20 protein-coding genes are annotated in these 25,685 nt (G+C 57.9%); 2 read left to right on the forward strand and 18 right to left on the reverse strand.

Translation table 11 applies throughout. The annotated features are described in order from the left end of the window. Position 1: 1 nt before the first annotated feature. From ACZYUB_RS09850 to ACZYUB_RS09880, 7 genes are all read right to left on the reverse strand, one after another. Entirely contained in the window at positions 2–610 is a 609-nt protein-coding gene (locus ACZYUB_RS09850; RefSeq protein WP_463947501.1) for a dual specificity protein phosphatase family protein, read from the reverse strand. Further along, complete coding sequence (locus ACZYUB_RS09855; RefSeq protein WP_463947503.1) at positions 607–1,440, reverse strand: inositol monophosphatase family protein; 834 nt, start codon at positions 1,438–1,440, stop codon at positions 607–609. The genes ACZYUB_RS09850 and ACZYUB_RS09855 overlap by 4 nt, the downstream gene beginning before the upstream one ends. A gap of 44 nt (positions 1,441–1,484) precedes the next feature. Continuing rightward, the gene (locus tag ACZYUB_RS09860; protein ID WP_463947505.1) at positions 1,485–2,588 is read right to left on the reverse strand and encodes an ABC transporter substrate-binding protein; all 1,104 of its coding nucleotides are present in this window, start codon (positions 2,586–2,588) and stop codon (positions 1,485–1,487) included. A 7-nt stretch (positions 2,589–2,595) separates the two neighbouring features. Beyond that, positions 2,596–3,747 (reverse strand): ABC transporter ATP-binding protein, encoded by a 1,152-nt coding sequence (locus ACZYUB_RS09865; protein ID WP_463947507.1) that lies wholly within the window; start codon positions 3,745–3,747, stop codon positions 2,596–2,598. Further along, entirely contained in the window at positions 3,747–5,579 is a 1,833-nt protein-coding gene (locus ACZYUB_RS09870) for an ABC transporter permease (RefSeq protein ID WP_463947509.1), read from the reverse strand. Before ACZYUB_RS09870 ends, ACZYUB_RS09865 begins: the two co-directional genes overlap by 1 nt. A 221-nt stretch (positions 5,580–5,800) precedes the next feature. Beyond that, positions 5,801–6,808: a class II fructose-bisphosphatase gene (gene glpX, locus ACZYUB_RS09875; protein ID WP_463947511.1), complete on the reverse strand. Its 1,008-nt coding sequence runs from the start codon at positions 6,806–6,808 to the stop codon at positions 5,801–5,803. After that, positions 6,798–6,983: a hypothetical protein gene (locus tag ACZYUB_RS09880; RefSeq protein ID WP_463947513.1), complete on the reverse strand. Its 186-nt coding sequence runs from the start codon at positions 6,981–6,983 to the stop codon at positions 6,798–6,800. Before ACZYUB_RS09880 ends, glpX begins: the two co-directional genes overlap by 11 nt. 72 nt (positions 6,984–7,055) lie before the next feature. Here ACZYUB_RS09880 and ACZYUB_RS09885 point away from each other — a divergent pair, with 72 nt between their 5' ends. Next, the gene (locus ACZYUB_RS09885; RefSeq protein ID WP_463947515.1) at positions 7,056–8,177 is read left to right on the forward strand and encodes a porin; all 1,122 of its coding nucleotides are present in this window, start codon (positions 7,056–7,058) and stop codon (positions 8,175–8,177) included. Positions 8,178–8,254: 77 nt separating this feature from the next. On the opposite strand, the gene can is transcribed toward ACZYUB_RS09885, so the two are convergent. Continuing rightward, a complete protein-coding gene (gene can, locus ACZYUB_RS09890; RefSeq protein ID WP_463947517.1) occupies positions 8,255–8,929 on the reverse strand; it encodes a carbonate dehydratase in 675 nt (224 codons plus the stop codon). 32 nt (positions 8,930–8,961) lie between these two features. Then, the gene (gene pmbA, locus ACZYUB_RS09895) at positions 8,962–10,305 is read right to left on the reverse strand and encodes a metalloprotease PmbA (RefSeq protein WP_463947596.1); all 1,344 of its coding nucleotides are present in this window, start codon (positions 10,303–10,305) and stop codon (positions 8,962–8,964) included. A 105-nt stretch (positions 10,306–10,410) separates the two neighbouring features. On the opposite strand from pmbA, the gene yjgA reads away from it, so the two are divergent. Further along, positions 10,411–10,941, forward strand: coding sequence for a ribosome biogenesis factor YjgA (gene yjgA, locus ACZYUB_RS09900; protein WP_463947519.1), 531 nt, complete (start codon positions 10,411–10,413; stop codon positions 10,939–10,941). 92 nt (positions 10,942–11,033) lie between these two features. On the opposite strand, the gene tldD is transcribed toward yjgA, so the two are convergent. The 9 genes from tldD to ACZYUB_RS09945 all read right to left on the reverse strand — a co-directional run bounded on the left by tldD (position 11,034) and on the right by ACZYUB_RS09945 (position 25,486). Then, on the reverse strand, positions 11,034–12,482 hold the full coding sequence (gene tldD / locus ACZYUB_RS09905; RefSeq protein ID WP_463947520.1) for a metalloprotease TldD: 1,449 nt from the start codon (positions 12,480–12,482) through the stop codon (positions 11,034–11,036). Further along, positions 12,479–13,306 carry a carbon-nitrogen hydrolase family protein gene (locus ACZYUB_RS09910; RefSeq protein WP_463947522.1) on the reverse strand — a complete coding sequence of 276 codons (828 nt, stop codon included), beginning with the start codon at positions 13,304–13,306 and terminating at the stop codon, positions 12,479–12,481. Before ACZYUB_RS09910 ends, tldD begins: the two co-directional genes overlap by 4 nt. After that, complete coding sequence (locus ACZYUB_RS09915; protein WP_463947524.1) at positions 13,303–17,175, reverse strand: YhdP family protein; 3,873 nt, start codon at positions 17,173–17,175, stop codon at positions 13,303–13,305. The genes ACZYUB_RS09910 and ACZYUB_RS09915 overlap by 4 nt, the downstream gene beginning before the upstream one ends. Then, complete coding sequence (rng, locus tag ACZYUB_RS09920; RefSeq protein WP_463947525.1) at positions 17,176–18,645, reverse strand: ribonuclease G; 1,470 nt, start codon at positions 18,643–18,645, stop codon at positions 17,176–17,178. Between the two features lie 19 nt (positions 18,646–18,664). Next, on the reverse strand, positions 18,665–19,240 hold the full coding sequence (locus ACZYUB_RS09925) for a Maf family protein (protein ID WP_463947527.1): 576 nt from the start codon (positions 19,238–19,240) through the stop codon (positions 18,665–18,667). Next, positions 19,240–19,725, reverse strand: coding sequence for a rod shape-determining protein MreD (gene mreD, locus ACZYUB_RS09930; RefSeq protein ID WP_463947528.1), 486 nt, complete (start codon positions 19,723–19,725; stop codon positions 19,240–19,242). Before mreD ends, ACZYUB_RS09925 begins: the two co-directional genes overlap by 1 nt. After that, on the reverse strand, positions 19,722–20,726 hold the full coding sequence (gene mreC / locus ACZYUB_RS09935) for a rod shape-determining protein MreC (RefSeq protein ID WP_463947530.1): 1,005 nt from the start codon (positions 20,724–20,726) through the stop codon (positions 19,722–19,724). Before mreC ends, mreD begins: the two co-directional genes overlap by 4 nt. A 45-nt stretch (positions 20,727–20,771) precedes the next feature. Continuing rightward, a complete protein-coding gene (locus ACZYUB_RS09940; RefSeq protein WP_460885102.1) occupies positions 20,772–21,815 on the reverse strand; it encodes a rod shape-determining protein in 1,044 nt (347 codons plus the stop codon). 215 nt (positions 21,816–22,030) lie between these two features. After that, complete coding sequence (locus ACZYUB_RS09945) at positions 22,031–25,486, reverse strand: DUF6701 domain-containing protein (protein ID WP_463947533.1); 3,456 nt, start codon at positions 25,484–25,486, stop codon at positions 22,031–22,033. Positions 25,487–25,685: the final 199 nt, after the last annotated feature.

Here is a 25,685-nt window from a genome sequence, read left to right on the forward strand (position 1 = left end):
TTTAAGCCAGCCCTTCCCGCGCCAACAGATCCAGCATGCGATTGGCCTTGGCGATCGCCTCGAGCAGGCTCGGTTTTGGCGTTTCGAACCACTCCTCCGGTTGCAGTTCGCGTCGCTCGCGGATCACATCGATGGCCGCCTGCAGGCTGGGATAGAGCTTCGGCTGTTGACGATGCAAATAGAGGGCGGCGATGGCCACCGAGCGGCTACGACCCGCCCGGCAATGGATCAGCACATGGCCGCGTTCACGGCTGGGATAACTCGGCTTTTCCGGCAACTGCTGACGAAAGGCGCCATCCAGCAGATAGTAACCCGCTAGCGCCATATGGTGTGGATTCCCCGGGCCATCCACCAACCCCATCTTGTAGCAACGAATCGCACCGTGACCTCCGGCCAACTTCTCCCCCTCCAGCGGCAGATAAGGCTCACGGACATAATTGATATCCAGATTGACAGCACAATTGACAACGGCAGTGATGCCCAAATTGCGTAGCAACCCCAGATCGCGAGCGGCTTCATCACCACCCAGGTAGAGGTGTTGCCCTTCAGGGCCGATAGCGTCAGCGATGCGATGCAAGGCTGCGCGAGGATATTCAGGAACCGAACTCATACCGCTTTCCTTGTTAATTCAGGTTGTTCCAGCGTCAGCCCGGCAGCTGCGGACATCATTTCAGCAAAGACAGGGACAGCTGCCAGCACGGTCCCGCCCAGAGGCCAATCGGCCTTCGCGGTGAGATCCGTCGTCACACCACCCGCTTCGCGTACCAACAGCAAGCCTGCGAGGCAATCCCAGGGATTCATGTGCAATTCGATATAGCCATCGGTACGACCACAGGCGACATAGGCCAGCGCCAGAGCGCCACAGGCGGAACGACGCACATTACCGCCCAAGTCCAGCAGCTCACTGAGCGTCTGCAGGTAGAGTGAAGTCGGGCGCCGCGCATTCCAGCCCAGTTCCAGATTGGCAACGCTGAAATCGGCCGTCGTCGCCACCCGGAGTGGTACGCCATTCAACGTCGCCCCCAACCCCTGGCGAGCCACGAATAGCTCATCATGGATAGGATCATAAATGATGCCAAACCGGGTCTGCTGCTGGCTGACAAAAGCCAGCACCACACAAAAATGAGGAATTCCACGCGCAAAATTGGCAGTGCCATCGATTGGGTCCATCACCCAGGTGTCATCCCCGATGCTGCCACCCTGCTCCTCCCCCAGCAGCGCATCATCCGGGAACTGGCGAGTAATCGATTCGCGTAGCAAGCGTTCGATCGCCAGATCTGTGGCTGTCAGGAAATCCTGCGGCCCCTTGTAACCAATTTGTTCGGGCGTCATGGTCGCAAATGCCTGGCGGGCTAACTGACCCGCTTCGCGCACCATGGCGATCCCGGCCTCCAGACGGGCCGTGAGCGCGTCCTCATAACGAATACAGCGTGATGTCATCAGGTACTACAGCGCCACAGCCTCAGCGGGCGCCCTCCTTTGCGTTAGCGGGTAAAATTCAGACGCCAGATATCAGACCAGCGTTGGCGAGCATCGTAATCCGGCAATGCCGAGGTGGATTGATACTGCAATACCTGCTCCCAAACCCCATGCACCCCGGATGCCTCTTTGGCGTGGGGTGGAATCGAGCCATTCCCGGAGACCTTGCCATCGACCGTCTGATTGGATATCCCCTCTTCGGTCATCAGGTAGTGGATCAACAGACGGGCCGCATTCGGGCTCTTGGTCTTGGTCGAGATCAGGCCGAAGGCCGGGGTTGATAAACCGACAAATGGCTGCATGCCGGTGCAAATCGCCATGTGCAACTTACCCTTCGCCACATCCCGATACTTGGCGGTAGAAATCAGTCCCATGAATGGCTCTTTCTGTCCCGGAGCGCCAACCGCTTCGCTGGCCGGACCATCCGAATCGGTAGGTAAGGGGCCATTCTTGGCAAATGCTTTAACCCAGGCCTCGGTGGCCGACCCCTGGCTCAGGTCGAAAGGCTTGCCGTAGTAGGCCTGATAGGCTGCAGCCATCCGCGCATCCTCGTGCTGTTCCAATTGATTGAACCAGTCCAGATAACTGGCCTTGGTCAGTGGATCCTGCAGCGTGATTTTGCGTCGCCATTGGGCATCGGTCAGCGCCCAGATGTTGTCCACCGGGCACTTAGCATAGGCCTCGCTGTTGTAGCTCCAGACCACGGGATCGCCATATACCAACAGTGGATCTCGGTTCGCCGACGGGATATCCGCGACCAAATCCGGCGGAGTCCAGCTTTCGACGATCCCCAGCGGCAGTAGTTGTGCCAAGGCAGCAGCCGGATCGCCGGTCAGCACCACATCGCCGCGCACATTGCCGGCGCGAAATTCCCGAGTCATCTTCTCCAACTGGGCAGCGCCGTTGATCTTGATGCCCTCCGCTTTCACACCGTACTTCTGGCTAAAGGCGGCAGCCGTATCAACAATCTTGCCCGAAGGTGCATAAATGGTGATAGCTGCTTCCTGGCGCGCTGCGGTGATTAATGCCTGCAGGTCAAACGACTCGGCAGCAACGCTCTGGTGGGCAACCAGCAGGGTTGCCAGCAACATGGGAACACGGGGTTTCATTGCGGATTCACTCCTGATAACGGAACGGGTTGTGGGCAAGGGTATGGGTGGTATCTCCAGAAGCCGGCAACTCCCGGCGCTCCCCTCGGGAATCAAACAGATGCAGATCATCCGCGGCAACCATCAAGCTCAGGAGATCACCATCGCGGTATTCGGGTGCATTCTGGGTGTTCAGCAGCAGGCGTTGACCCGCAACGCTGACCTCGAGGATCCAGCTCCCCCCGGTGGGTAACACGCTCTCGAGTCGGGCCTTGAGCTGCAAGGGCCGGGGTTCGTTCGCCGAGTGGGCTGTGCCAACCTGAATGCGTTCCGGACGAATGCCGACGGCCGCAATTTGCGCCATATCGCCCCCCAGACTACGCAGGTAAGGGAACAAGAGTTCGGTTACCAGAGAATGCTGAGCCAGCTCGATGATGTTGATTGGCGGTGTGCCGACAAATTCGGCCACGAAACGGTTAGCTGGACGAGCATAGATTTCGTGAGGGGTACCGACCTGCTGCAACTCTCCGTCCTTCATCACGGCAATCCGTGTCGCTAGCGCCATCGCCTCCCATTGGTCATGGGTAACAAACAGCATGGTTGTCCCATACTGCTGATGGATCCGCTTAAGTTCGGTTCTCATCTCCAGGCGCAGGCGGGCATCCAGGTTGGAGAGCGGCTCATCCAGCAGCAGGATCTGCGGATTGACGGCCAGAGTCCGGGCCAGAGCAACCCGTTGCTGCTGACCGCCCGATAATTGGGAAGGATAGCGATCGTGATAGGCAGCAATACCGAGGGTGGTCATGACCGACAGCAGGATCTGCTCGCGCTCCGCCCGGGGGATCTTGCGTAGCTTGAGGCCAAACTCGATGTTCTGCGCCACCGTCAGATGCGGCCAGAGGGCATAGCTTTGGAACACCAATCCCAGATTGCGCTGTTCCGCGGCGATAAATATCCCCGCTTGCGCCGAATCGACAATGCGCTCACCGAGGCGGATTTCGCCGCCACTGGCATGCTCAAGCCCGGCAATCATCCGTAAAGTGGTGCTCTTGCCACACCCGGATGGCCCCAACAGACACATGAACTCACCGGCTGCTATGGTCAGATCCAGCGCCTTGACCGCAAACTGGGTACCTGGGTCGTAACGCTTGCAGACATGGGAAAGTTGAATATTCGGCATCAGTTTCCGACTCCTTGTGCCAGATTGGTCCGGGTCAATTGTTGGGCCAGCAGGGTGCCGATGAACGCCAGCAGACAAACCAGCAACACCACGGCATTCGCCGCTTGCAGATAGTTGTAATCAATGAGCCGCAGGGCATAGGTGGTCAGCACATCGGTGGACGGAACCGCCAGCATCACAAACAGACTCAACCCATTGATACCCGAGATAAAAGGCAGCAGGATGCCCGTCACCAGAGCACCTTTCTGGATCGGCATGACAATGCATAACAGCCGACGCCACCAGCCAGCGCCCGCCATCTGCGCCGCCTCTTCCGGCTCCTTGCCCAATTGCATCATGGACGAGATACCGGCGCGGGAGGCGTAGGGCATCTCGTCCGCAATCAATGCCAGTATCAGCAAGGTGACAGTGCCGTACAGTGCTGGCAGCGGTCCTCTCGGCTCGGCAAACAGCGACAGATAAGCCGCCGCAAAGGCGATACCGGGTACCAGATAGGGGAAAAAGGTCACTTGTCGCAGCAACAGGGCTAGCCAACTCACAGGCGTACGCACCACCACATAACCGACCAGCAGCCCGAGCACGCCAGCACTGATCGCCGCAATGCCGACGATCCAGAGCGTATTCCAGGCTGCTCGCCAGAGGTTTGGACTCAGCAGAATGCCCCGGTTTTCAGCAACCGTACCGAGGTGATCGCCAATCCAGAAGTCGAGAGTGAAATTCGCCACCGAGAAATCCCCCGGCACCCGCATCAGAGTCGACAGCAGCAAGACGCACAGTGGCAACAGCACCGAAACAATGAACACCCAGCTGACCAGCCCAAATGCGGGCCACTGCCAGCGACCAAGATCCTGCTGACGCAGCAGGCCGCCCTTGCCACTCACCGTCACAAACTTGCGAGCCTCCTTGAGCAAGGTGGCATCCAGTAGCAAGGACAACACCCCCAACAGCATGATGGCGCAGGCCACTACGGCCGCCACTCCTGTCTGTCGTAGCTCTATGCTACGGAACAGCGAGGTCGATAGAACCGTGTAGTTGACCGGTAGCCCGAGCAGATAAGAAACACCAAATTCCCCCAGGACCTTGGCGAATATCAGTACACAGGCGGACAGAAGGGACGGCAGCATCAGGGGCAACAGGATACGGCATACCACCGTCAGGGAGCTGGCACCCAGAATACGGGCCGAATCTTCCAGCTGCGCATCGAATCGGCGTAACGCATTGCCAAATAACAGGATCACGAACGGGATATAGTTCAGTGTCAGGATCAGGATGATGGGTAGCTCGCCATAGGCCAGCCAGTCCGGTGGCGACATCCCCATAGCTTCCAGCCAGCCTTGCTGCCCACCAATGCTGCGGTTGCGAAACAGCGTGGTCCACGCCATGGCGAAGGTCCAGGCGGGCAACATGTAAGGGACAATCAGCGCCGTAGCAAACCAGGCTCGTCCCCGGAGATTACTGCGCGTCACCAGCCAGGCTAGGAAGCCTCCCAGCGTCAACGACAACAAAATAACCCCTGAGGCCACCCGCAAGGTGTGCCAGAGCGGTTGCCAGAACATGGTATCGGCGATGGGCGAACTCAAGGTGCGGAGCAGATAGTAATAGGTCCAGTCACCGGTCAATGTCCCGATACGGCGTTCATCGCCAAACTGGACCTGGACTCCATCCAGCAGCAGGGAACCGACGGGGATCGCTATCAGATAAATAAACAACAGAGCCAACAATACCCCGAGCATCGAGGTCGGAGACTGCATCAAGCCGAGCCAACGGTAGCGCATAGCCAGTAATGGGCGACGCCACCGTGACGCATGAGGGTCCAGAGTCAGGCTATTCACAACAGATATCTCTCCAGCAACCACGTTGCACATGTGTGCAACAGTGAACATGCTAGGAGACCTAGATGACGCGACTATGACAGTAAGAAGATGATTCTGCGCCAGGGAACTTATGACGCGCAGCGCGCCATCCGCTCCGGAGTGATTGCCGGGGATACGAATGGAGCGCGCCCAAAAAAATGCCGCTCCCAGTGGAGCGGCATCCGGCTTGTACAGCTAGCTTACAGAATAATATCGCGCAGGCGCTGATCCTTGCGATCGAGATAATGGGTGGAACTGATACGGCGGATGGTCCGCGACTTGCCACGGATCAACAGGGTCTCGGTGGTCGCCAGAGTACCATCACTGGTAATCCCCTCCAGCAAGTCACCCTTGGTGATGCCGGTGACCGAAATGATGACGTTATCGGTACGCACCATATCTTCCAGCTTGAGCACTACTTCAGCCTCAATGCCCATCTTGGCGCAGCGCGCCAGTTCATCGGCACCCAGGATGCGGTTTTCTTCGGTATTCCCTTTCACCTTGTGACGGGGCAACAACCGCCCCTGCATGTCACCATCCAGCGCCCGCACCACGGCGGCAGAGACCACACCTTCCGGAGCTCCGCCGATGCAATACAGCATATCGACTTCATTATCGGGCAGGCAGGTCAACACGGACGCGGCAACATCGCCATCGGGAATGGCAAACACCCGCACCCCCATCTCCTGCATCTGACGAATCGCTTCGTCATGGCGAGGCTTGGCCAGGGTGATCACCGTGAGCCGGCTTATCGGCTTGTCCAGCGCCGCCGCCACGGCATGAATGTTGTCGACCAGCGGCTTGTTCAGATCGATGGCGCCCTTGGCCTTGTAGCCGACGATCAGTTTTTCCATGTACATGTCAGGGGAACACATGAAGCCCCCTTTGTCCGCCGCCGCCAATACCGCCACGGCATTGGCCTGACCCATGGCCGTCATGCGGGTACCATCGATCGGATCAACGGCAATATCCACGGCATCGCCGCCACAACCGACTTTCTCACCGATATAGAGCATCGGTGCTTCGTCGATCTCGCCTTCACCAATCACAATCTCGCCATCGATTTCTACCTGGTTCAGGACCAGCCGCATCGCCTCGACGGCAGCGCCATCGGCCACATTCTTGTCACCACGGCCAAGCCATTTGTAGCCTGCCAGCGCGGCCGCCTCTGTTACTCGGGAAAATTCGATCGCCAGTTCACGTCTCATAGCTGCATTTACCTGTGGATTGTCCGGGGAATTCGTCAAAACGGCGGCATTTTACCACCACAGAAAAACCTTTGCCTGCAGGAATCACCATATGGCGCAGATCGTCAGGTCTTTCAGGATCACCACAAAGTTCCGCCAACATAAAAACTTCATCCAAGAGTAACCAAACCGTCACGTCCGACTCCTAGCATGGCCCTCGTTGACCACCCTCGCAAAACAAAAAATTGCCCGATACAAGGAATGATTGATGAAAAAGTTGACTGCTGTTGCTGTAGCCCTGCTGGCCGCCACTTCTGCCGCTCAGGCTGCCGATGTATACAAGAACGAACAGATGTCTCTGGATATGTATGGCCGCATCTACGCGGGCCAGTTCTTCGGCGAAAAGAAGAGCGGCACCGAAGACTACAGCGCCAAGGTGGGAGCCAACCAATTTATCCGTTTTGGCGTCAAGGCGGACAGCGCCATCACTGGCACCATGAAAGCAGTGGGCCAATATGAAGCCCAGTTCAACATCGGTGACAGCGAGAAGATCAATAACGTCTCTTGTGCCACCACCGAGGCTACCGACGGCACCCACACCACCACCTGTACCGATGACAAGATCCGTACCCGTCTGGCGTTTGCCGGTGTGAAGTCTGACAATTGGGGTCAAGTCACTTTCGGTCGTCAAAAAGGCGCGGTTTCTCAAGTTGCTGACTGGACCGACGTCGCGTTGGCTGACGGTTACGGTGCCGACGCTCTCGGTCATGGTGCAGACAAGTTCGGTACCGGTCGCTCCTCCGACTTGCTGAAGTATTCGGCCAAGTTTGGTGACCTGAAAAGCGGCAAATCAAGCCAGGGCGCTCAACTGGATCTCAGCTACAAGTTTGATGGCAACACCACGGAAGAAAAGACCAGCGCCTCCGCTGATGGTGCCTACGGCCTGTCAGCTGCTTACTACTTAAGCAATGGTCTGGGTCTGGGTGCCGGCTACAACGTCGGTACTCGCGACAAGGCGGGTGAAGAGGATGCCAAGCTGGCGATTGTCGGTGTGATGTTCGACAACAAGTCCCTCTATGCGGCGTTGAACTATGCCGACGGTACTGACTTCCTGGCTACGGGCACCGACCACACCGGTATCGAAGCCGCTCTGGGCTATAACTTTGTGAACGGCTTCGGTCTGATGGCTGTCTACGACAAGCAAGAATCCAAGACCACTGGCACCAAGACCGACACTGTCGATTACTACACCTTGGGTGCCCAGTACAAGTTCAACAAGTCACTGCGTGTCATCGGTGAATACCGCATTCAGGGTCTGGACGCCAAGAGCGATACCAAAGCCGAAGCGGTCGAAAACGACTACCAACTGGCCGCCCGTTACGACTTCTAAGTCGCAACCACAGAGCCAATCAAAAGAGGCGCCTCGCGGCGCCTCTTCTCATTTCAGATAACAGACCAATTGAACGATTAATCCTTGCCCTGCTCCTGATTGTGATACTGGGTGGCGATCTCCCGGGAGGAGCGATAAACATCCGGCACCTGATCGATGGCGCTCACCGTGACGCCGAGATCCCGCAACAAGCCATCCCGCAAGCCATAGATCCAGCCGTGTACCGCCAGCTCCTGACCACGCTTCCAGGCATTCTGCACAATCGTCGTGTAACAGACGTTGGCCACCTGTTCCAGCACGTTCAGTTCACACATGAAGTCTTGCTGCTCTTCCAGCGACCCCATGGCTTCCAGCTGCTCCTGATATTTGAAGCGGATATCCTTGATATTGCGCAGCCAGTTATCGATCAACCCCTGTTCGGCATTGCCCATGGCTGCAATCACACCGCCACAGCGATAGTGACCACAGACGATGATGTGTTTGACCTTCAGCACGTCAATGGCGTACTGGATCACGGACAAACAATTGAAGTCGGTATGGATCACCAGATTGGCCACATTGCGATGCACAAATACATCGCCCGGCAGCAAGCCCAGCAGTTCGTTGGCCGGCACCCGGCTGTCGGAGCACCCGATCCAGAGATACTCAGGCGCCTGCTGGGCGCTGAGTTTCTCAAAGAAACGAGGGTCTTCCGCCTTGATCTTTTCTGCCCAGGTCCGGTTTTGGGCAAACAAATGATTCAACAGTTTCATCGATCGCTTCCTCTCTTCGGGATCCGTGGCAACTAGTTGCCGGCAATCTTCATCTGCTCGAGCAGGATGGAGCCGGTGCGCAGGCTGGAGCGGCTGTCCCAATCACGACCGACCGCCAGCATATTCCGGAACATATCTTTAAGATTACCGGCGATGGTGATCTCTTCCACCGGATAGGCAATTTCGCCATTCTCGACCCAAAAACCAGCCGCACCCCGAGAGTAATCACCGGTGACCACATTGACCCCCTGCCCCATCAACTCGGTGACAAGCAGGCCGGTCCCCATCTGCCGCAGCAATTCCTGCTGGCTCTGACCTTGCCCTGTCACCAGCCAGTTGTGGATCCCGCCCGCGTGACCGGTTGAAGCCATTCCCAGTTTACGACCCGAGTAGGTGGTCAGCAGATAGGTCTGCAGACGACCGGCATCGATGATCGCTTGATCCCGGGTCCGAACCCCTTCGGCATCAAAGGGGGCACTGGCCAGACCGCAGGGCAGCAACGCCTGTTCGTCAATCCGCAGCCAATCCGGGAAAATTTGCTGTCCCAAGGAGTCCAGCAAGAAGGAGGATTTGCGGTACAGGTTGCCGCCACCGATGGCCGAGACCAGGTGGCCAAAGAGCCCGGAAGCGGTATCGGCATTGAACAGCACCGGCAGGGTTGCAGTGCCTATCTTGCGCGCCCCGAGACGGGAAACGGTCCGCTCGACAGCCTCTTCGGCGATACGTTCCGGGCTCCACAAGTCATGGATGGCGCGACAGGAGGAGTAACCATAATCCCGTTGCATCTCGCCATCCTGTTCACCGATCAGCACACAGCTCAGCGAATGACGGGAGCCAGCATAGCCTTTGACGAAGCCATGACTATTGCCATACACCTTGATGCCATGATGACTGCTGAATCCGGCACCATCGGACTGCTTGATTCGCGGATCCAGCCCCAGAGCATGTAATTCACAGCGCCGCGCCAACTCCAGGCCATAGTCCGGATCCGGCTCAATGGGGTGTAACAAGTCCAGATCGGGAACATCCCAGGCCAGCCATTCGGCATCTGCCAGTCCCGCATAGGGATCGGCCGCAGTATGCCGGGAGATTTCCAGTGCCGCTTCCACGGCGCTACGCACCGCCTCCGGTCCCAGATCCGTGGTCGACGAGGACCCCTTGCGACCATCCCGGTAGACAGCGATGCCCAGCGCGCCATCTTTATTGAATTCGATGCTCTCGACCTCGCCACCCCGGGTATTCACCGAGAGGCCGGTCTGTTTGCTGATTGATACTTCGGCACTGTCGGCGCCCAGCTGCCGGGCAATGGCCAGCGCGTCAGCGACCACCGCCTCCAGCCGTGTCTGTTCCTGGCGTACTTGCTGCTGCAGATCCATAGTCATATTGTCTCATCTTCGTTAGCGGCCCAGCCTATCACAGCCCAGCAATCAACGGGAGAAGCTGGTAACATATTCAATATGTGAACTGGAAATAGAATCGCCATGCAGAATCAATTTGATGGAACCCACGATGACGAGTGGGAATATGAAGGCCCAAGCAAGACCCAGATGAAGCGAGATTCGGAGGCTCTGCAAGCCTTGGGCGAGGAGCTGGTCAATCTGAAACCGACCGAGCTGGCCAAGGTTCCGCTCGATGAATCCTTGCAAGAAGCCATCGCCTTGGCCCACCGCCTCAAGGGGAAACGGGAAGCCTGGCGTCGTCACATGCAGTTTATCGGTCGCCTGATGCGCAGCCGTGATACCACCGAAATCGAACAGGCGCTGGATGTGATCCGTAGCCGCCATGTCATCGGCAATGCGCGCATGCACAAGCTGGAACAGCTGCGCGAACGCCTGATCGAACAAGGCGATGACGCCATCAACGAACTGCTGGGCAAGTTTCATGAACTGGATCGGCAGAAGCTGCGTCAGCTGGTTCGCCAGGCCAAGAAAGAGCGTCAGGATAACAAGCCGCCAGCCGCGTACCGCGAGCTGTTCCAGTATCTGCGCAACGAACTGGAAGCCATTATCTAACGGGCTTCAGCATCAAGGGATGCCATGCAAAAAAGAGGGCGGATTTTATCCGCCCTCTTCATGTTTGTTATCCACAGACCGGCAGTGAAACGTTACCGGGTGCCGCCGACCGTCATCAGGTCCAGCTTCAAGGTCGGTTGCCCGACACCTACCGGCACACTTTGTCCATCCTTACCACAGACGCCGACGCCGGCATCCAGTGCCAGATCCCGACCCACCATGGAGACTTGCTGCATGGCTTCCGGCCCATTGCCGATCAGCGTCGTGCCCTTGAGCGGCGCGGTGATCTTGCCATCCTCAATCAGATAGGCTTCGGAGGCCGAGAACACAAATTTGCCCGAAGTGATATCCACCTGACCGCCACCGAAATTGGGGGCATAGATGCCTTTCTTCACCGAGGCAATGATTTCGGCCGGATCGTACTGGCCGGCCAGCATGTAGGTATTGGTCATCCGCGGCATCGGCAGATGGGCATAGGATTCGCGACGACCATTACCAGTCGGCGCCACCCCCATCAGGCGGGCATTCATCTTATCCTGGATGTAGCCCTTGAGGATGCCGTTTTCAATCAGCACATTGTATTGGCCGGGAGTGCCTTCATCATCGATGCTGACCGAGCCGCGACGCCCCGGCAGGGTGCCGTCATCGACAATGGTACAGTGCTCGGAAGCCACTCGCTGGCCAATCTTGCCGGCAAACGCCGAGGAGCCCTTGCGGTTGAAATCCCCTTCCAGACCGTGGCCGACCGCTTCATGGAGCAGGACGCCCGGCCAGCCCGGACCCAATACCACCGGCATGGTCCCTGCCGGAGCATCGACCGCTTCGATATTGACCAGCGCCTGCCGCACCGCCTCGCGGACATAACCCAAGGCTCGCATCTCGCCAGCGACCGGATCGAAGAAGTAGTCATAACCGAAGCGACCACCGCCACCTGAGCTACCCCGTTCCCGACGGCCATTGCGCTCCACCAGCACGCTACAGTTCAGGCGCACCAGGGGGCGGATATCGGCACTCAGGGTGCCATCGGTCGCCGCTACCAGCACCTCTTCATAGACACCGGAGAGGGAGGCGATCACCTGAGTAACAGCCGGATCCAGAGTACGGGCGAAACGATCCATCTGCTCCAGCAGACTGATCTTTTGCTGTTTATCCAGAGTCCCCAGCGGATCAATCGGCGCATACAGGGCCGGCGCATTCCCCGGCTGCCAGATCTTGATCTCACCATCGCCACCGCTGTGGGCAATACCTCGGGCGGCGATCACCGCCTGGCTCAGGGCATGAATGCTGATTTCATCGGAGTAGGCAAAACCGGTCTTTTCACCACTGATGGCGCGGACACCCACCCCCTGATCGATGTTGTAGCTACCGTCCTTGACGATGCCATCTTCCAGCACCCAGGATTCGTGATAACTGCTCTGGAAATAGAGATCGCCGAAATCGACCTTATGGCTCATCAGCTGGCGCAACATACGCGCCAGCATGGCTTCATCCAGTTCATGGGGTAACAACAGACGTTCGGAAACTTGCTTCAACAACATCACTCGGGTTCTCTCCATCCATCGCGCAACCGGGCGTGATTGAGCACCGGCATATCACCACGGATCTTGTTCAGAAATTGAGGATCCAACTCGGCATGGATCAGGCCGCTCTCGTGTCCGGCTTCCGCCAGTACCTGTCCCCAGGGATCGATAATCACCGAATGTCCCCACGTCTGGCGGCCACCACCATGGACCCCGCACTGATTGGCGGCCAGGACATAACACTGGTTTTCAATGGCCCGGGCACGAAGCAAGGCCAGCCAATGGGCCTGACCGGTCACATGGGTAAAGGCCGCAGGTACCAGCAACACCTCGGCACCCGCCACACGCAACTGGCGATACAGTTCGGGAAAGCGCACATCGTAGCAGATGGAGAGCCCGAGGCCACCAAAAGGTGACGCCACCACTTGCCATCTCTGGCCAGGGGCAAAACTGGCGGACTCCCGGTACTGACCATAGCCATCCGCCACATCCACATCGAACAGATGCAACTTGTGATAGTGGCCCTGGAGGGTTCCGTCCGGCGCATAGACCAGCGAACTGGTGTGCAGCCGGGCCTCATCGGCGACACGGGTCGGCAGGGAACCGGCCACCAGCCAGATCCCCCACTGCCGGGCCCAATCCGCCAACTGCTGCTGAATGGGTCCTGCACCGAGCGGTTCTGCTATCTGCTGGTACTCCGCTGTCGTTCCCAGGCAGGCAAAATTCTCCGGTAACAACACCAAACAGGGACGCTCGTTCGGCAACCGCGCCAGCAGGTCGGCGATCTGCTGGCGATTGAGCAACCAGTCGGCCTGAGCATTGAGTTGGATTGCCACTAGCTTCATCGGGACAACGCCTTTTTGTAATCTGCCGGGATATTCTGCAACTGCCCGTGCTCCCGCCCGATCTCGGTCACCTGGGGAGAGGCCAGCGGACCTTCCAGATGAAAGCTGATGCGGGTGATGCCATCGATCACCGGGGAAAGCAAGGTGGAAGCCGCCAGAACATAGATACCCGTCACTGGTGTCACGGCAAAAGCGGTGGCCAGCGACACCCCGTTGGTAAAGTGCGGGGTAAAGGTGAATTGATAATCCAACTTTTTGCCGACCAGATCCAGCTTGCCACGCCCGGCGATATCTCCGGCATCGCCCAGTAAGGCGAAATCTTCGTTGTGCAACATCCCCTGGCGGATGCTGCCGCTGGCCGTGATCGACTTGAAGAAGAAGCCTTTTTCAAAAGCATCGCCAAAATCAAGACTCAGGCGGCGCATCAAACTATTCAGTGACAACATGGAGAGCAGACGGGTACTGGTAGAATCCAGCTTGCGCAATAAACCTTCCCCGGTTTCCAGCTTAAAACTGCCGCTCATACTCGGCTTATGGGGCTGAGATACGGGACCTTGCCAGCTCACGTCCAACTCCGCCGTTGCGGGTGTTCCACCAAAACCCGCACCGTAATTCCAATCCTTGGCCATCTGCTCCAGGCTGCTGGCCTTTAAGGTCAGATGCAGATCGCTTTGCCCCAGCGGTGGCTTGAGCCGCCAACTCCCTCGCCCCTGCACGCTATGGCCACCATTCTTCAAGGAGAAGGCCGACAATAGATACGCATCCGGTGCCCGGCGCCCCTCAACACGCACATCTCCCAACAGGGCATGATCCAGCTGGCAACGCTGGCAGTGGAAATCCAGATCCGGCCAAAGGGCCATCTGGCCGCGCTGCTCGGCCAGCGAGGGGATCGGTGGAATCACTTCGGGCGGCTCCTCCTTCTGCTCGGTTTCCGCCTCTGCATCCCCAGCAGGGTCATCCGGGTTATAGTCCGGGTTGCGCCAGTGCAGATACGCCAGCTCGACGTTCAGCGGCTGCTCCGGTTGCCAGCGCACCTCACCTGCGAGCTGATTGGCCAACACGTTGCCCTGAACCCCCTTCTCATCCCGGGTCATCTGCAGGCTGAACTTATCCCAGGGTTGGGATGCCAGCATCAGCTGCTGACTCTGAACCTGGACGCTCTGCGTCGGCGGCAACCAGCTCCCGGCATGATTCAAGGTGGCACCATCCACCGGCTGTCCCAACTGTTGCCACCACGTTTGCCAGGCGTCGGCATCCAGCTGCTCGAATTTCAAATCCAGACTCACAGGTGCTGGAGGGGTCAGGGTATCGAGCGTCGATTGATTGCTGATCCAGAAACGACTGAATTGATGTTTGCGGTGATCCAGTTGCCCCACAAACTGCAAACCATTTTGCCAGTCGGCGCGCAATGTCGAGGCGCTCTGATTGCCGCGCGCCGTAACCCGGAGCGGTAGCGATTGGTTGGCACTCTTGGTGTAGGGGGCAGGCCAGGCCAATCCCAGTCCTTTAAGGTCACTCTGCCATTGAGTCTGATAGTCATAGCGACTATCCGGATGCAGCTGCAAAGCAACCGAACCTTGCCACTGGGTCTGCCCCTTGAAGGTCCGTTGCCAGCCCGCCGACAAACCTTGCGCCCGGGCTTGACTCCAGCTTCCCTGCAACCCGAGTTGCACCTGGTAGCTGGTATCCTGCAGTGCACCCTGGTAATCGATGCGCATGGGTTGTCCCCACAGCTCGGCCTTCAAACCGTCAAAGCGGGTCTCCGCCTCGGTAAAGAACAGTTCGCCATCTAGCTGAGTCAGCGCAAAATCCAGTGGCACCACCTTCACTGCATTGCCCGCAAATTGCACATGTCCCAGCACCTGGACCGGATCGCCATCCACCGGGATCACCAGTTGCAGATCGCCAGTCAGCGGTTTGCTGAGTTGTAACTGTTGTAATGCCGCGCCCACCGAATCCTTGACCCCGGACTGCTGCAGATAGGCACTGACCGCCTTGGCCTCGCCCTGAATATCGGCATTGATATAGAGCCGGCTATGAGGCTCCAACGTCGGAAACCAGGCATGAATATGATTCGAGCGAGCGGCACCCAGGCGCGCCGCGTTACTGCGCATCTCCAGGGTGTCGTTCTGGAACAGGAGATCCAGCGACATCTCCTTGAGCGGCTGCCAGGCGGGATCAAACTGGAAGGTGGTGTGGCGCAGCGGCACCCAGGCCTGAAAGATGCCACTCCCCTGATGATAGGGGAACTCGGCCAGCGGGCCATCCCACAACACGGTCGCCCCCAGAGCCTTACCACCTTGCAGAGCAGCCCGCAGATAGTTAGTCAGGCCCTCACCCATCGCCAGTCGGGGGTAATAGCGCCAGGCCTGGGATGCATCGTCCAGGTCGACTCGGGTCAACAGCGCCAGATAGGGAGTGGCGGCATGGGGGAGCTCGAGACGAAAATCCGTATCGGCTTGCAGCGCCGGAGTCACCAGATGCAGCTGTTGCCCTGCCACTTGCCAACCATCGGCGGTTTGCTGCCACTGCAGCTGACCGTTCAGGCTGGTTAATGGAATATCTGCCGGAAAGTAGGGACCCGCCTGAACCGTTTGCTCGCCCAGCTGCACATTCACCCTGCCGCCTTGCGCATCCAGCGTAAAGTCGCCGTTCACATCCTGCAGCCCGGGAACCATCTCCCAGCGTTGCCACCCCAGCGCCTGCAGGTGTCCGGATAATTGCCATTCACCATCCTGCTCCCGGCGCTCGAACGCCAGCTGTTGCAGGGTGCCCGTCGGTTTCATGCTGCTCAGGGCTTCCCCGGCGACACTGCGCTCACCCGCCAGTAATGCCAGTACCGGGGTGATCCCGGGCAAGCTGACAGGATCAATCCGGCCACTCAGGATGCCGGCTTGGGAATCCAGCTGCATGCGCCAGGGCCCCCAGTCGGCGCCATCCCCCTGCACCTGCACTTCATGGCTGGCCAACTGCCACCCCTGGCCCAAACGTTGCCATTGCACCACGCCACCGCGCAAGCCAATCTGATGGCGGCGGTTGCCCTGTTGCCACTGCAGTTGATTATCCGCCAGCTTTAGCAGTCCCAACTGCCAGTCATTGGCTTGCCGCTCCAGCCAGAACTCGAAACCCAGCTGACCACTCCAGGCGGCATTCCGACGATCGCTACCGGCAGAAACCTGGCGCTGACTGTTACTGGCCAGATAGAGCTGGCCATTGAGGGCTGCAGGGGTATCGGCGGGACCACGAAAATCGGCGATCAGGCGGATCTGGTGTGTCAGGCCATTGTGTTGAAATACCAGCTCGCCATCGCCACGATGCCGCGTCCCCTGGTTCTGCCAACGCAGGCGACTGATATTCAATGACCCCAAATCGCCGAGCGAGGAACGCACCACCAGATGACTATCGCGCAACTCAAATTGCTTGAGCCCGCCCAGCAACAGGCGACTCAGGGGCTGCCAGTCATGGGCCGAGCTCGCGCTCTCGCCCTGGGCGCTCAACAGGCGCCGGGGCAGGATCATCTCCACGCCCTGGAATTGCAGCTCGCCAATCACCCACTGCTGCTGGCTGAGGCTCTGCCACAGATCCAGTTGCAGGGTGGCTTCAGCGACGGTTAGCTGCCATGGCTCATCGCGTTTCTGTCGCAACTCAAGCCCCTGCAGGGTGATCGCCGGACCAAAGTCGGTCCACCGCGCACCTAAACTGGCAACCTGGCTGCTCAGAGCCGGATCGGCCACCAGCCAATCGAGCAACGCCTGACGTTGCGCCTGCAACCAGGGCACCCCGAAGCGCGCGCCGCTGACCAGCAAGGCGAGCAGTAACAGCAGCAGGGCGGCCAGGCGCCAGGTATGGAACAGGGTGCGCCGCAGCACTTACATCATCACCACATCAAATTGTTCCTGACTGTAGAGCGGCTCCGCATGCACCTTGACCTGTTTGCCGATGAACACTTCCAACTCGGCCAGGCTATGGGACTCTTCGACATGCAGGGCTTCCGCTACCTGTAAGGCGGCATAGACCACAAACTGATCGGCATCGTAGGCGCGGTTCACACGCAGGATCTCGCGCAGGATTTCGTAACATACCGACTCCACCGTCTTGACCCGCCCCCGGCCCTTGCACTCGGGACATTCGGAGCAGAGCACATGTTCCAGGCTCTCGCGGGTGCGTTTGCGGGTCATCTCCACCAGTCCCAGATGGGAGAAACCGTTCACGCCGGTCTTGGCTCTATCCCGCGACAGCGCCTGCTCCAGGCTCTGCAGCACGCGACGACGATGATCCTCGGACTGCATGTCGATGAAATCGATGATGATGATGCCACCGAGATTGCGCAGCCGCAGCTGTCGGGCGATCGCCGCCGTGGCCTCAACATTGGTATTGAAGATGGTCTCTTCCAGATTGCGATGGCCGACAAAGGCGCCGGTATTGATGTCGATGGTGGTCATCGCCTCGGTCTGATCGATGATGAGGTAGCCACCGGACTTGAGTTCGACCTTGCGCTCCAGCGCCCGCTGGATCTCATTTTCCACATCGTAGAGATCGAAGATCGGCGAATCACCGGAGTAGTACTCCAGCTTGTTGACCATCTCGGGAACAAACTCTTCGGTAAAAAGCTTCAACTGCTCGAACGTCTGGCGGGAGTCGACGCGGATCTTGTCCAGCTCGGTACCGACAAAATCGCGCAGGATGCGGAAAGCCAGGCTCAGATCCTCATACAACATGCTGCAGGGTTTGTTGCGCAAGCGGCGCTCCAGCACCTTGCTCCACAGCCGTTTGAGAAACTGGGTATCCTGCTCCAGCTCTCGCTCGCCCACCCCTTCGGCGGCAGTACGGACGATAAAGCCACCCAGATGATCCACCTGCCGGGAGACGATATTTTTCAATCGTTCCCGCTCCGTTTCGCTCTCGATGCGTTGCGAAACCCCGACATGGGAACTACCGGGCATGAAGACCAGATAACGGGAGGGAAGCGTGATATCCGTGGTCAGACGCGCGCCCTTGGTACTGATCGGATCTTTGACCACCTGGACCATGATGTCCTGGCCCTGGCGTACCAGCTCGGCAATGTTACCGACCTGAAAGTGCTCTTTCTCCCGCACATCGACACATTCGGTATGAGGCACTATGTCCGAGGCGTGCAAAAAAGCAGCCTTCTCCATGCCGATATCAACGAATGCCGCCTGCATGCCGGGCAGAACCCGACTGATCTTGCCTTTATAGATATTGCCCACCAGCCCGCGCTTGGCCTGACGTTCAATATGCACCTCTTGCAGAATACCGTGCTCGACCAGGGCAACCCGAGTCTCCGACGGCGTCACGTTTACCAGAAGTTCGGTTGACACTTTGGGTCTCCTTGCCTGCTTATAGGTATTGTTGTAGCAGCAGATCAGTTTCCAACAACGGCAAGCCCACCACGGCTGTGTAACTGCCTTCGATGCGACTGACAAATTTCCCCGCCAGGCCCTGAATGCCATATGAACCCGCCTTATCGGCCGGCTCCCCAGTGTGCCAGTATTCGGTGATCTCGTTGGCAGATAATACCCGGAACGTGACATCCGTGGTCACCAAGGTGACGGAAACCCCAGTCGCGCCTGCAACCGCCACCGCCGTCATGACCTGATGCTGACGCCCGGAAAGCGCCATCAGCATGCGTTCGGCATCTTGTTGATCACGGGGTTTTTCCAGCACCTGCTCATCCAGCACCACTATGGTATCGGCACCCAGCACCGGCAAACGCCCACCGCAGCTGTGCCAACCGGCCAGAGCCTTGGCTTGGGCCAGTCGTCGGGCATAGTCGGCCGCGCTTTCGCCCGGTGATTTTTCCTCGGGGACATCCAGGGTCAGCACATCGAATGGATATCCCAGCTGCGCCAGCAGCTCACGCCGCCGGGGAGAGGCCGAGGCTAGATAGAGACGGGGAGCAGAGGCAGGAGTCATCAGCGGATACGGAATTTACGGCGCAGTTTGCGCAAGGAGAGAAAGGTCCAGGGCCAGAGCAAGGTAGTACTCAATGAGGCCCAGAACAACCGGTAGTTGAGTGACGCCACGCCAAACAGATGTTCAGCCCAAAACACCGACAACTGCCCCAGCAGACTGATGCAGCCAATCACCATCGCCTGCTGCCAGACCGAGAAGTTGCGGATTTTCTGGAATTGCATCGCCGCCACGTAGGCCATGATAGCCATCGACAACGCCCGCACCCCCAGCGTGGAGCCCAGCAGGATATCCAGCAGCAAGCCCGCCACCCAGGCGGTGCCGATATTGACGCGATGGGGTAGGGCGATCACCCAGTAGAGCACCACCAGCGCCACCCAATCCGGACGATAGGTGTCCAGCACCGCCGGCATCGGCAGAATTGATAGCAACAGCGCCAGCAAAATCGTCAGATAGATAGAACCAATGCCATGTCCAGTCAGATTCATCGGGTTACTGCGCCTCCACGGGCAGGCTGGGGCGACGGACGCGGAGTCGTTCTGGCAGCGCCAGGTCCGGCCTTACGAGTCGATGGGACGGCATTCGGCTTGGTCACGGCTTGCCCTGTGGTGGTGGCGGCCCCGCTAGCCGCGGGCGGCAACACAGCGGCTGCCGATGCGGCATCGCTGATCGGCGCCGGCCACAACAGCAACAGGTAACGCAAGCGATCCAGCGCAGCAAGAGGCTCCGCCTTTACCTCGGCAAAGGGCTTGCCCTCTTCATAGGAGAAGCGGGTGATCTTGGCCACCGGATAGCCCATCGGAAAACGCCCGCCCAGACCGGAGGTCACCAGCAGATCCCCCTGCTGCAGATCAGCACTGCGCGGAATATTCTTCAAGTTCAGCTCATCCAGACTGCCAGAACCACTGGCAATGGCGCGGATATCATTGCGCATCACCCGCACCGGCAAGGCATGACTCAGATCGGTGATCAGCAAAACCCGGCTGGTGGTCTTGGCCACACTGACCACCTGCCCCACCACCCCCTGGTCATTGACCACGGGTTGACCTTCAAACACGCCGTTGCGTTCACCCCGATCGATGATCACCTTATGCACGAAGGGATCCGAATCGACCGCCAGGATCTCGGCCACCATCTTGCGGGAATCGGCCTGAATCGGCGATCCCAACAAGCCTCGCAACCGCTCGTTTTCCTGGGTCAGCTGATTCAGACGCAACAAATCACTGCGCAACAAAAACAGTTGCTCCTCCAGCTTCTGGTTGGACTCCTGCAGCTGGCTGCGCGACTGCAACTGCTCGTTGACCCCATCGGCCAATTGCCGCGGCGTATCCGCCAGATAGATCAGCGGGCTGACCACCGAATCCATATAGATGCGCACGCCATTGAACAAATGGAAACGGGCATCCGCCACTATGCCCGCTACCGAGAGCAGCACAGCCAGAAAGAGTCGGAGTTGCAGGGAGAGGCCCCGGCCAAAAATTGGATTCATGCTGTCCGTCATACGAAACCGGCCCGCAAGGGGCCGGCTTCAAGATTATTCGTAGTGGAACAGGTCGCCGCCGTGCATGCCGATGAGCTCGAGCGCTCGGCCACCACCGCGGGCCACGCAGGTCAGCGGATCTTCCGCCACCACCACAGGGATGCCAGTCTCTTCCATCAACAGACGATCCAGATCCCGCAACAGGGCGCCACCACCGGTCAATACCATGCCCCTCTCGGAGATATCGGAAGCCAGTTCGGGCGGCGATTGCTCCAGCGCCACCATAACGGCACTGACGATCCCGGTCAGCGGCTCTTGCAGCGCTTCGAGGATCTCGTTGGAGTTCAGGGTAAAGCTGCGCGGTACCCCTTCGGCCAGATTCCGGCCGCGAACTTCGATTTCGCGCACTTCATCGCCTGGATAGGCAGAGCCGATCTCGTGCTTGATACGCTCGGCCGTGGCTTCACCAATCAGGCTACCGTAATTCCGGCGCACATAGCTGATGATGGCTTCATCGAACTTGTCACCACCGATACGGACGGAGGAGGAGTAGACCACACCATTCAGGGAGATGATGGCCACCTCGGTGGTACCACCACCGATATCCACCACCATGGAGCCGGTCGCTTCAGAGACCGGCAGACCGGCGCCGATGGCCGCGGCCATCGGCTCGTCGATCAGATAGACTTCACGCGCCCCGGCGCCTTGGGCCGATTCCTTGATGGCTCGGCGTTCAACCTGGGTGGAGCCACAGGGTACGCAAACCAGCACACGCGGACTCGGACGCAGGAAGTTGTTGTCATGCACCTGCTTGATGAAGTGCTGCAGCATCTTCTCGGTGACGTAGAAATCGGCTATCACCCCATCCTTCATCGGACGAATGGCGGCGATATTGCCCGGAGTACGACCCAGCATCAGTTTGGCCGCATGGCCAACCGCCGCCACAGACTTGGCGTTGCCGCCACGTTCCTGACGAATGGCAACCACAGACGGCTCATTCAGCACTATGCCTTTGCCTTTAACGTAGATCAGCGTGTTGGCAGTACCCAAATCGATCGACAGATCGTTGGAAAACAAGCCTCTGAGATTCTTGAACATGGTAGCGGGGGATCCTGGAAGTTGAGACTGGGTAAAAACCGGCTAACTTTACCAACCCGGGGCTGATTGGGCAAGTAAACATCCGGCCGGAAGCCTGTTGCGGCGCATAAATGATGAAGCTATCAAAAATGTCGGGCCAGCGTTGAAAGCTGGCCCGAATGGTATTCGATAGAATCCTAAAACTGGCAATTAGAGATTCAATCGGAAGATCTGGATCAATTCAGGACCTCACGCCGGTAGATCACTCGATCGCTGCTGCGCCATTGATTGAAGAATGCCCACCCGCCCATATCCGAGACGGTCGTGACACCATCCCCGTTCCAGTCAAAACTCAGCCAAGTCGGTTGCTTGGGTTGTTTGCTCAGATCCAGCTGGTAATTGACCCGATCGCTGATCCCCGGGGCGGTAAAATGCAGCCAGATATAACCCGCCTGGGCCGTGGCGCTAGTCGGTTGTCCTGCCGGCGTATCGCGGCTGGTCGTCAGCGCTAACCGCGAGGTCGCACTGTTATCAATCAGCGTCAGTTGTGACTTGCTGGCATCATAGCCGCGATCAAATACAAAGCCGCCACTGGCCTGTAAGTCGAGCTGGGTACAGCCATCATCGGCATTGCGTTGCCAGCCACTGCCGGTATAGCTCTCCAGGGTCAAAGGCAAGGCCAGGGCGCTATCCACGGCGGCGCGTCCGGAACTCACGCTCAGACGACCATGACGCAGATCCTGGGTGGAAAGCCGCACCGCTGTGCAATTGGAGCCACAGGCGCCACTGGTCGTGGCATTCATATTGGTGTCTTTGAGCGGCAGATCGATGGCTGACTCGTTATCGAACAATTGCAGCCCAATTGCCAACTGGCTGAACGGGCCATCGGGCGGCGCATTCCGGGTGAAGGTCTCGGGGTGCAGGTTCGCCGTAAACAGCCCGGCTTGCCACCCCAAACTTCCCAGACCACTCAAACGCGAGCTCAACGGCACGCCATTATCACCATTCTCAGCCACCAGTCCCAAGGTCGCAGTGGCAAACTCATCCCGGTAATTGCTGGTAGTGCCACCGCTCAGGTTACGAGCGTTCACGGTAAAGCTGGTCGGCATGGGCTGATCCATATAGCTGAAACTGCCACAGCCAGGGGTAATGCTGCCATTGCTGAGAGCAAAGTCGTAAGGGGTAAAGCGCCCTACCGGGGCACTCTTGGCAACCGGCAGTGCATAACCCATATACAGAGGCGGCGTGGCGGTGAATCGGAACACCCCTACCTCACTCACCGACTGGGACAGGCTCATTTGCCCTCCGCTACTGGCGATGTGACTGTACTGGTTCAGACCCACACTACCATTGACGCCCGCACTCGGGGCCACCCGCTCACTACCCAACGGGATGCTGTTCAACACAAAGTTCGGTGTAGAGAGATTATTGGTGCACAGATCCGTATCGCTATCCGACTCCCACGCTTTGGCCGTTATGGTCAAGGGGAAGGTCTCTCCGGCCCGCCGGAAGTAAGGACAACTGCTGTTACCTACCGCACAGACGGTTTGTGGCTGAATACAGAGGCCAACCGGGCGGCTGATAAACTGATCGCTACCGGTCATTACCAGCCCGGCATCTCCGTTCGTCGTCGAGCCGGTATAACTGGCATTCAGCTGCATCTTACCCGCGTCGGTGTAGTTAACACTGGCAAGCGTCGCCTGCCCCTGGGCATCAAACGCCAGCGTCAGCGGGGTTGCCGCTGTCGAGGTCAGGCCTATGGCCGTACCATTCACTGACACTTGCCGACTCACAGGGCGCCCAGCTGCCACAGGATCTATGTAATCACTCCAGAAATTCAGCGTCCGGCTGACACTGGCAAAACCGGGGACACACTGTTTGGTGCTGTCGTCTTTCTTCACCGCCTTAAGGAGCACATTGCTGGCGGCCTTGTTGGCGATAATATCCGGCACATCGAAAATAAAGCCGCTGTCGGCAAAAGTCAGGGTGCAGCTGGCTTCACTCAGGGCACCGCTTCCTGCCCGGCAGAGTGTCTTGCTCAGGGGTTTGGTTGATGGTATTGAACTGGTGACGCCAATCGTGGTGGTGCCTGCCGTGCCCTTGCGAAACGACACGGTTGTCGAGCCACCCGAAAAGGTGATGCTATTGCCGCCCACCCAGCCGCCATCACTGAGCGAGTCCGGGCTGAGTACTGCAGTAACACTATCCGTGATTAAGGAAGAACAGCTGGCATCGGCACAAGCACGAATGGTCATATTCTCTGGATTACAGGTCAGCGCTTGGCCACTGTGGTCAAACTCGAAGTGATCAATCTGCTTACCAACCGGATTGGAGGTGATGGCGCAAATACGCACATTATCCAGCTCATGGATGTTAGTCGCAGCACCAGTCGACCCGGTAAACGAGAGATAAAAATTGGCCGGGAGTGCCGCCTGATCTGTTTGTACAGTGGCGTTAAAAGTCGGGATCAAGGTGACGTAACCAGAACCGGTATTCCGCTGTATGGTTACGAGTGCCTGCCCAGATTTGCGCGAATCGACTGTCAGGCGGTAACGATGTGGGGGCGAAGGATATGAGTTTCCGCTATGAATCGTTGGACTCAGAGTGTCAGTACCAAAAAGGTAGCGGTACCCTGAATAGGCTGAGCCAGAGCCACGGATTGACACTGTATTGGCTTTGCTGTTCTGATTATTCGCCCCGCCTTCGGCTCTAAAATTACCATACTCGTCAATACCGACGCCGAGCCAGCCGCCCGCAAAACCGGGGGCATTGGTCTTATACCCATAACCCAGAGGCCCGCCGGAACTACCTGGTTGCGGGGTCACAGTTGCATCCGATAACACCATAGCAATGCCATCGGCAGCACTACCACCATAGGCCGCCTGATCGAATTCAATGGTAACCAGATTACCGACAGCCGGGAATAACCGCTGATAAGTCACCGAGGTGGCTTGATAGGTGCTCGATTGAGTTAGTCGCAAACGGCCATCATAAATGCTCGGCGTAAAGGAACCACCACTCTTGGCCGCCACCCAATTAACACTTAATGGGGGTTGGCTAAAATCGTCGCTAACGCAACCTAAAGGAGGAAGTGGTGTAGCCGAATCATCATTAACATAGGAATCATAAATATAGATATGTCGCGCCGTAATTCGTCCATTTACGGTGCCCTGATTACGCACAATGAAATTATCATTGGCATAGAAATAGCCGTTATGAGTACCACCTAGCAGTTCGATATTGTTGTACCCAATGACCACCAAACTCCCCATGCGGTCGGAGTTCAACGTCGCCTGGTTTTTTACCGACAGATCATTTTTTACGAAAATCCGCGTAGTACCTGGATCACTGAGAATTAGCGGCCTCCCATCCAGATCCAATGTATCAATCCAATAATCACCGGGAGCCAAATAGAGCGCAGCCTGCCCATTTCTCACTGTCAGGCTCTTGATTTTATAGGTAGTGTTAACATTGCTGAATTTAAGAACCGCATTATCAACCATGAGATTCCCGTATTCAGTATCCCCACCCGCCCCCAGTGTCACCACTTGATTATTGTTGTAGGTCGTATTGCTGGTAATACTGGAGCTCATAAATGGATCCAGTACCAGCACCGGAATCTGGGTACCGTTCGCAGAGCAGAACACCACATTACCCGCGCTGTTGATGCAGTTACCATTGTTGCTCTGCACGTTAATCTTACATAGATTCAGTGAGGGACTAGTCCCTCCCTTGATTCGGGAACTATTGGTAATCTCCAAAGTGGATGCATTATTGGAGTTACAGTCCGAATTCATATTTGCAGTCTGCCCCTGTATCACAGTTGGAAACACAGTACTGTAGTCTATCGTCAGAGCGAAGAGCGGCTGGCTGAACCAGCACAGGCCAGCG

The sequence above is a fragment of the Pseudaeromonas sp. HNCC25DJ182 genome, assembly GCF_055413365.1.